The sequence below is a fragment of the Limosilactobacillus walteri genome (assembly GCF_014830205.1).
GTDB lineage: Bacteria > Bacillota > Bacilli > Lactobacillales > Lactobacillaceae > Limosilactobacillus > Limosilactobacillus walteri.
The window spans coordinates 23,571-31,150 of sequence record NZ_QORN01000031.1; the positions used below are offsets into that span (position 1 = coordinate 23,571).

7 protein-coding genes are annotated in these 7,580 nt (G+C 38.6%); 2 read left to right on the forward strand and 5 right to left on the reverse strand.

The genetic code is table 11. From position 1 onward, the window contains the following. The first annotated feature begins 14 nt into the window (after nucleotides 1-14). Entirely contained in the window at nucleotides 15-314 is a 300-nt protein-coding gene (locus tag DTK66_RS08200) for a hypothetical protein (RefSeq protein WP_153930439.1), read from the forward strand. 372 nt (nucleotides 315-686) lie between these two features. Here DTK66_RS08200 and DTK66_RS08205 read toward each other — a convergent pair whose 3' ends face one another. The 5 genes from DTK66_RS08205 to DTK66_RS08225 form a co-directional block, all read right to left on the reverse strand. Then, complete coding sequence (locus tag DTK66_RS08205; protein WP_191668350.1) at nucleotides 687-2,093, reverse strand: amino acid permease; 1,407 nt, start codon at nucleotides 2,091-2,093, stop codon at nucleotides 687-689. Nucleotides 2,094-2,141: 48 nt separating this feature from the next. Continuing rightward, nucleotides 2,142-3,563 (reverse strand): basic amino acid/polyamine antiporter, encoded by a 1,422-nt coding sequence (locus DTK66_RS08210; RefSeq protein WP_191668351.1) that lies wholly within the window; start codon nucleotides 3,561-3,563, stop codon nucleotides 2,142-2,144. Between the two features lie 21 nt (nucleotides 3,564-3,584). Continuing rightward, nucleotides 3,585-4,046 carry an arginine repressor gene (locus tag DTK66_RS08215; protein WP_153930441.1) on the reverse strand — a complete coding sequence of 154 codons (462 nt, stop codon included), beginning with the start codon at nucleotides 4,044-4,046 and terminating at the stop codon, nucleotides 3,585-3,587. A gap of 108 nt (nucleotides 4,047-4,154) precedes the next feature. Next, nucleotides 4,155-5,387, reverse strand: a complete 1,233-nt coding sequence (arcA, locus tag DTK66_RS08220) for an arginine deiminase (protein WP_153930442.1) — start codon at nucleotides 5,385-5,387, stop codon at nucleotides 4,155-4,157. A 206-nt stretch (nucleotides 5,388-5,593) separates the two neighbouring features. Further along, nucleotides 5,594-6,619, reverse strand: coding sequence for a serine hydrolase domain-containing protein (locus DTK66_RS08225; protein WP_191668352.1), 1,026 nt, complete (start codon nucleotides 6,617-6,619; stop codon nucleotides 5,594-5,596). Between the two features lie 199 nt (nucleotides 6,620-6,818). Between DTK66_RS08225 and DTK66_RS08230 the strand changes: the two genes are divergently transcribed. After that, nucleotides 6,819-7,397 (forward strand): hypothetical protein, encoded by a 579-nt coding sequence (locus DTK66_RS08230; RefSeq protein ID WP_191668353.1) that lies wholly within the window; start codon nucleotides 6,819-6,821, stop codon nucleotides 7,395-7,397. The last annotated feature ends 183 nt before the right edge of the window (nucleotides 7,398-7,580 follow it).

A 7,580-nucleotide genomic window follows, 5' to 3' on the forward strand; every position in this document is an offset into this window, starting at 1 on the left:
TAAGGTGACAAATATTGGATCAAACAATAACATTCGTATTTACTATTATCTTTTTATTAGAAAGCTTCTGGGAAGTCCGTCTTTTTTCCCAGTTACAACTATTAGCTACCCAAAAACCTGCCAACATACCGCCAAGATTTGTAAAAGTTATGCGTCTTGAGCGCCGGTGGAATTGGATGTCATGGATTCTAATCATTTTGCTTTTTCTTACCTCATCTCGTTTTACAATCCTATTAGTAAGCTTGATTACATTAATTGAAACCTACGTTGTCTGGCGGATGGATAATATGAAAAGTAATATGATCGGTGAATAAACAAAAATAGCAGACCCCCTTTAAGAATCTGCCTGTTAATAAATTGAAAAGAATATAACGAGGGGGAGTGAGACAGAACTAGCTTGCTAGTTCGTTTTCGAACCCCCGCAAGCACAAAGAGGACTCTAGTGTTCGGATTTTCCGAACGCTAGAGTCCCTTTGTGTACTGCGCTGTAGCATTTTCAACTATATAGGAGACTTATGTCACAGCCCCCTTTATTATTTTAAACTACAAAATGTTACCACGTAGTAGCTGGATAGCAGTTCAAACACTAAAAAGCAATTAACCATTTGCCCACCCTAGCCAGTTGTGCGGAGATGAGACTACGAACTAAACCAGCTCGTTCTGGCCTACAACTCGCTCATTGTTGTTTAAAAACTTATTTTCCCGTTAACAATCAAAATTAGTGCAACAACGCCGGCAAGGGCAATGATAACCGCCAATCCCTTTTCTTTCTTCGTCATCTTATTTGGCGCACTAGCAAAAAGCGGAATGCCAAGAGCGAAGATAATTGCACTAGCAAAGACATATTCAAGGCCAGAAGCAATTAACATATATATTGCGTAAAGGGATGCCAGAAAAGCAATAACCTTAAATCCTAACCCCAATTTTTCATTAAAGGCGAGCTTCAATCCATATAAGGCAGATAACAAATAGGCAACTAATGTCATCGTTGCAGCTAAGGTATAGGCAATCGTATAAGCGGTTTGTAGTTGCGGTAGTAACAGCACCAAGAGGCAGATTTGCATAATTAACGTATAAACAATTAACGCAAATCCTGGAACATTATGTTTGTTAACAAGTTTAAACGGCCGTGGCATATCCTTATCATAACTTGTTACGTACGCAATCTCTGGTCCAATCATAAACCAGCTTAACAATGCTCCTAGTAGGGAAATTAGCAACCCTACTTTGATAATTAAACTCCCGATAGTACCTAATGCTGTATGATTAAGTGCTGCAGCCAGCGGTACAGATGCTTGACTTAGTTCTTTGGCCGGTAAAATCCCCATCGGCAAGATAGAAATTGAAATATAAAGAACTAAAACAATCACAAAACTAATAACTGTAGCTTTACCAACGTCTTTTGCCTGTTTGGCCCGTCGCGACATCGAAACTGCTGCTTCAATGCCGACAAAGCACCACACAATTGTACTCATTGCACCGCTTATTTGTTCACCCAATGATACTTGCTGGTGGTTAACTGCTAATATACTTGACCAATCTGGAACATCAAAAATATGTGGCTGAAAGGCAAAAATCCCTACTATTACCACTAATACTAGTGGCAAGATCTTAAGAATTGTAATAACCGCGTTCAAAATACTTGCTTCGCGAACACCAAACCATGTAATAGCGGTATATCCCCACAATATAATTGAGCCACCAATAAAACACCACAATGGCGAGAGTTGGTGCGTCCCTAGCATGCTATTCAACGTCTTGAAGAAGAGCGAGATAAAGGCAATATTGCCAAAAACCGCTCCCATCCAATAACCCCAAAAGGAATTAAAACCTACGTAATTGCCAAATCCTTCTCTTGCATAGGTATAAATCCCGCCATTCATCTCTGGCTTAATAATTGCAAGCTTATAGAAAACCAATACCAACATCAAAATCCCGAATCCACCAATCAACCACGCAATTAATGATGCTAGTGGATTTGCTTTCAAAATCAAATCGGTCGGGCTATTAAAAATCCCGCCACCAATAATCGTCCCAACAATTAAGGTGATTAAGAGGAAGAGATTCAATTTCTTTTCCTTCACCTTAATCACCTCACTTATAAATATTCTTAAAATGTGGAATAATTATACATTATTTACTTAGCCAATAGCAATAGTTCCATTAGCAACTAACCAAATTGCAACAACACTTAAGATTAAAATCAATGCCATTGTCCATTTTTCAGCAGTTGTAACTTTCCGTTCATTTTCTTTACATGCTAAGTAGTAAATGTAGAATCCTGGAATAAAACTAATCGATACCAACAAAACTTCTTGCCAGCCTGCTAAAAACATGCAGGCAAACATAAATGCAGCTGAGAGCAAACCAATCGTGAATTGACCCCATTCTTGATGTGCAGAACTGTATTTCATTTGGTAAAGTCCAACAAATAAGTATGAAAATAAAATTGCTGCACTACATAAGGAATATGCAAATTCATAGGCTTTATCAGTGAAAAGCAATGAGAACAAGAAGATTGTTTGAAGAACCGCTGTAATCATTAAGGAAGCAGTTGGCGCCTTTTTAACGTTAACCTTTCCCCAAATCTTTGGCATGGCCTTATCATCAGCAACTAACATGGTGGTTTCCGCTGGTAGCATTGTCCATGATAACCAGGAAACAATAGTTGAAATAATCAAACCAACATTAATTAAAACTGATCCCCAATTACCAACAGTTGCTTGCAGAACATGCCCAATTGCAGGCTGTCCCATTCCGGCTAATTCAGCTCGGGTTAATGCTCCGTAAGGTAAAATGGAAATTAAAACATAAATAACAACTAAGATACCAAAACTAATAAGGGATGCTTCACGCGCAGCTGTTAATGATTTTGCACGGCTAGCCATAACAGACGCACCTTCGACACCGATGAATACCCAAATCAATGTCATTAGGGTACCTTTCATTTGTTCCCAAACAGAACCAGTCGTCGTTCCTTTAGATGCATTGTCAGCAACCCGACCCCAGAAGTCAGCAGTAAACATCCCGGCCTTAAAGCAAACTACCATCATGATAATGAAAATAACTAATGGTAAAACCTTGCAGATAGTACCGATCATATTAACGAATGATGCACTTTCAACCCCATTATTAACAAGAATTGTCAGCAACCAGCAAAAAATAATCGCCACGATAATCGATGGAAGGTTTTGGCCCCCTTTGAACGTGGGGAAAAAGGTTCCAATTGAACTCATTAACATCGTAGCAAATGCAATGTTCCCTAACCATGCGGAGAGCCAATAAGACCAACCAGAGATAAATTCACCAAGCGGTCCAAATCCAGCCCCTGCGTACGAAAAGATTCCTGAAGTAAGATCAGGGCGCTTTTCTGACAAGTTATTTAACGAAAGAACAAGCATCAAAAAGCCAATTCCCACAAAAATCCACGCCAACAATGCAGGACCAGGGGCCGCTGCAGCAGCTACATCACTAGTAATACCGAATATTCCAGTACCGATACAGGAACTAACAATTAGCGCTATTAATTCGCCTTTACCGATACCTTTCTTTTGTTCCTCCATAAAGATTTCCTCCTATGCGTTTTAAGAATGCATGTGTTGAATGATTAAGTCATAGACCATTTTAGCATCATCATTGTTTTTGCTAATGATAATTAAGGTGTCATTGCCGGCAAGAGTTCCCACAACTTCAGGAATATCAAGCTCATCAAACATCCCCGCTAAAATTGTCGCATAGCTAGAATTAAGTGCTGTCTTAATAACATTCATAAATTGGACGGTTTCAATTGTTCGCACATTATCATGAATGCCTTGGTATAACCGCTCAAAGCTATGTTCTGGCGTGACATGCAACTGAACATAGTGGGTATGACCATCGCCATCATTGGCTTTCACAATATTTAATGCATGAATATCACGAGAAATCGTCGCTTGCGTTGTCTCAAATCCAGCATTTGATAACAATTTAAGCAGTTCGTCCTGTGTTTCAATTTTGCGGTCATTAACGACCTGCTCAATAAATTTTCTTCTTGCCTTTCGATCCATTCGTGTTCCCTTCTTATCAAATTAATTACACTAAAATGATACAAGAAAAAGCAGCAAAATTATACCCTTTCTATTCGCTCAGATAAATTTGCTGCTTTTGTTAATTTGTTATTTCTTGAGATCTTCACGAACAATTGGACATGACATGCACCGTGGACCACCACGACCCCGTGATAATTCGCTTGAACGAACCTCGTGAACGAGAATACCATGTTTACGCAGCAAATCATTTGAGACATAGTTCCGGTCATAAGTTACAACTTCACCAGGAGCAATTGCTAACGTGTTGGAACCGTCATTCCACTGTTCACGTGGGGCAACAATTGGGTCACCGTCACCAGTAGGAATTAAGTCAATTTCAGATTTATCAAGTGCCTTCTCGAGGATTTCCTTGAGATTTGTTTCATGGGTAATCGAGATTTCACCATTAGCGGCAGGGTGCATAATGTATGCGTCCACATGACCGCCATCACGAAGGATTGCTGGGTGAACTGTAAATTGGTCATAATTAATCATGGTAAATACAGTATCAAGGTGCATCATTGCGTGATTGTGTGGAATATGGATAGCAATAACGGTATCGTAATCTGACTTTTCAAAGAGACTTTCTGCTAATTCAGTAATTGCCTTAGCTGATGTCCGTTGAGAAATACCGATTGCTAATACATGGTCGCTAAGAACTAATTCGTCCCCACCTTCAATACGACCTTCTGGATAACGGTTACGCCATACATTAACGCCTTTATCAGCGAAACGTGGATTATGCTTAATGATGTATTCCGTAAACAATGATTCGCGTTGACGAGCCTTAAACGTCATATGATTAATCGTAATACCGTCCCCGATACATGCTTGCGGATCACGAGTAAAGTAAGCGTTTGGCATTGGATCCATGTAGAATGGGTAATCCTTATCTTCGGCTAACTCCGCAAGAGATACATACTTAGTCTTGATTTCGTCTTTCCGCACACCAGCAATAATCTTGTCAACCATGTCTTTGGTGCTAAAACTAAGCAAGTATTCCTTTAATGCATCATGAATTGCACCAGCAGCGAATCCTGATTCAGCAATAATCTTTTCAAGGAATTCGTCCTTAATGTTATCATCTGCCAATGCATCTGTTAAGAGATTTTCAAGATACAATACCTCTGTACCATTATCCCGCAAGGTTTGAGCAAAGAGGTCATGTTCTTCTTGAGCGATTGGTAAGTATGGAATATCATCCACAAGCATCCGGTGAAGAATTTCAGGATAAACATTCTCTATTTCCCTACCTGGCCGATGCAACATAACTGTCTTAAGCTTTCCAATTTCTGATGTAACATGAATTGGACTTTGCATACAATATCACTCCTTTTTGAAGTATCACTTGAGTACACTTACATAATATTTGTTTGTGTAACCGTTGTCAAATGCCTAAATATCAACATTTAGTGAATTATAAAGTCAGAAGTTATTAATATAAATAATTGACAGTTTTTATACATTTCATTATCTCTAAATGTATATTCTAAGAAAGCGCTTATTCATTACCGTGAATATAAATTTCACAAAGTTTTTTCTTTCTCCAGAAGGTAAGTAGCAAAAATATGGTCTCGGGCATCTAAATATTCTTGATTATGGGCTGTCGGATGAACGCGATTCGTTAACACAATAAATCCCTGATCATTTTGACGGTCCAGCACCATCCACGTTCCAGTAAAGCCAGTATGACTAATTAGAAGGTGATGGTCATCACCAGTTGCGTGAAATAGCTTCCAGCCAAGTGAACGGGTATGTGGTCCAGGGATACGAGTCTGGTCTTTAAACATTGCATCAACCATTGGCGAAGATAACAAGCCATTTAAATTATTTTCAATTAATGCATGACTAAAAATAGTCAGATCATCTAAGGAAGCAAACAAGCCAGCACATCCACAATGTTCTTTAAGGATAAAGCCTTTGGGATCATGCGTTTTGCCCTTAATCAGCCCTCGGTTAGTTTGGACTTCTGTTGGCACACAATTTTGTGGTACCGGATTAAAAGACGCATTTGGCAGCTGTAAGGGCTTAAGAACCCTTTCGGTAATTACTTGCTGAACAGGTTTCTTGCAAATTGCTTCAATAATCCAACCAAGATAGAGGTAGTTTACATCGGCATATTTAATTTGGCGATTTAAACTATCTCCCACCTTCATCTGAGTCAAAAAAGCCTTTTTTAATTCAGCAGCATTCAATTCATCACGATGAGGAATATAACCTGCTATTCCAGAAGTATGAGTTAATAAATTACGCACAGTCGGTCGAGCATCCTTAAATACCGGTAAAAACTTATTAACCGGATCATCAAGTTCAAGCTTACCTTCTTGAATTAACATCGCAATTACCGGAACAGTACCAATTACCTTTGTTAGTGAAGCAAGATCATATAGCATTCCGTCTTGTAACTTTTTAGGAGTAGGGTATATTTCGGCTAATCCTGTTATTTCCTTTATCGTATCGCTGTGGTCAAAGATGACATAACTAACCCCTGGTACTATCCCCTCTTTTACCATCTGATGCAATTTTGTAATTGTCATGTTGTACTTACCCATCATTATCTGCTCCTTATCGTCTTAAGTATTATCAATTTTAACTTAAATACCTTCATATGGAAAAATATCTTCGCGTTATTAAACACAAGTAGTTAAATGTGACAAAAAAGTTAAAAATATTACAAAAAGATTTCAAAAGGAGGTATAATATGTATATAAGATTTTGTAAATTAAGAGAGAATATGAGGGGGTCATTAAAATGACGAAGATGACAAGTAAAGTTTTAGCAAGTTCGTTAGTAATTTTGACTGCACTAGGCTTAGCTGGATGCGTTAATAGTGCGGAGGCCCCATCAACAAAGACATCAACGGCCACTACCAAGGTTACCAAACAAGCAGACAAAAAAGCTGCTCCGACCTCAACAAGTCAAAAAGCTGTTAAGGTTCAAAGTGCTTCATCTACAACAACTAGTTCAAGTTCTGCAACAAGTACAGCTAATACAAGCAGCCTAGCTAGTTCAACCACTACTAACCACTCAAACAGCCAAATTTCTAATTCAGCCAGTGGCAATCAAGTAACATCAGCACAATCATCAAGTGCTACTGCCAATAATGACAAGCAGGCCTTAACAAGTTTTGTTAAAACAAGCGGTGTTCAACAAGCTGGTAATCATTATTATGTCACTAAAAATGATCAAAATAATAATTACCAAATCGAAGTACGGAATAATCAAGGTGGCGATCCAAACGTAGCACACCTTACTGGTACTTATCAGTACGATCCCGCTACAAATCAAATTCATGAAATGAACCCAATTACTGGTAATTATGATAATTAAGCAATTATTCTAATCAAACAAAATAAAGAGGACTCTAGTGTTCGGATTTTCCGAACGCTAGAGTCCTTTTGTGTACTGCGCTGTAGCATTTTCAACGATATAGGAGACTTATGTCAGAGCCCCTTTCCTACGATTAGTCAAGAAAAATATTTAGAAAAGAAGAGTAATACTAAACCAACCCGG